The 1265-nt window shown below is 32.0% G+C and carries 1 protein-coding gene; it reads left to right on the top strand.

Annotation, left to right across the window (positions count from 1 at the left end; genetic code table 11):
* Nucleotides 1-114: 114 nt before the first annotated feature.
* Nucleotides 115-648: a hypothetical protein gene (locus V7164_RS25290; protein WP_335348519.1), complete on the top strand. Its 534-nt coding sequence runs from the start codon at nt 115-117 to the stop codon at nt 646-648.
* Nucleotides 649-1265: the final 617 nt, after the last annotated feature.

Raw genomic sequence — 1265 nt, 5'->3', positions numbered from 1 at the left:
ATATTATTTAGTGTGTGTTTCTTAATTGTAAATTTATTGTTAATTTGCCTATAGGATGTTTTACACAGTGAAAGATCAGTTGATTAGGAGGGGTATAAAATCGCAAAAACGGAGTTGACTGTTCAATTAGAACGTCAAATTTATTCAGCGACAAAGAAACAAGGTATATTTGGCTGCTTTGAAGTAACAATCGGCTGGTTCGGTGATGAAAGAGTAGATTACATGACTTATGACACAAAGGGTATTTGGCGCTGTTATGAGATTAAAGTTTCTGTTTCGGATTTCAGAAGCAAAGCTAAGAAAACATTTTGTGGCAACTTTAATTATTATGTTATGACAAAAGAGTTGTATGAAACAGTTAAACACGAAATACCTTCTCATATTGGTGTATATGTTGGTAGAACGTCTGTAAAAAGAGCAAAAAGACAGGATTTAACCATTGATGAAGAAGTTCTTAAAAACTCATTGATCAGGTCATTGTCGAGAGAATCAGAGAAATTATATAGAAGCGATAATCCTTCTTTTGTTGAATCTATGAACCGTAGATTGAATAACGAAAGAAAGGAAAAAGAAAGGTATCGTTCTCAATACCAGGAGCTTATGCGTGAAGCAACTGAAAAATTCGGTAGAAGATGGCGTTCTAGTTAGTAAAAAAATGATAGGAGTGAAGAAGTTTGGAATGGAATAAAGAGACCGAGATTTTTATTATATTCTTTTATTATGTAATACCTGCAGTGATAATTGGACTGGTTTCTATTGGAGTTATTTTACTATTGAGGAATTTTAAAAGGTCTAGAAATAATGAGAAGAAAAATCAAAGAAACAAATGGTAGGAGGAGTTAATTTGGAGGATTAGCTAAAAGGAATTAAGGATGATTATCTTATAGGTGAATTGTTCGGAAAAGTTTGAATTTCTACTCCAAAAGATAATTTTGATTGGCTTATTGGTTATGCTAAAGAAATTCTAAAGGTTGAAAGTGAATTAAGGGATAAGGTTCAGCAACAGCAGCAGGAAATTGAACATCTAAGAAAAAACCTTAGAACAGCTAGTGATTTTGATGAATCGAAGCATAAAGAATTATTGAGACTTAGAGACATTATTGAAGAATTACTATACCACCATCCACCAGTTGATACTAATGTGAATTTTGATGAGCAATATGATGAATAAAAAAAGATAGCAAAAAAGGTATTAGTAAACAAAGGATAGAGTAAGTAAATTAAAAAGGGACGAAGAAGCTAAATGCTCTTCTTCATTCCACAAT

Source organism: Bacillus sp. JJ1474 (assembly GCF_036965225.1).
Lineage (GTDB): Bacteria > Bacillota > Bacilli > Bacillales > Cytobacillaceae > Cytobacillus.
The sequence above is the reverse complement of the archived record's forward strand: the minus strand, read 5'-3'. Positions and strand labels throughout refer to the sequence as shown.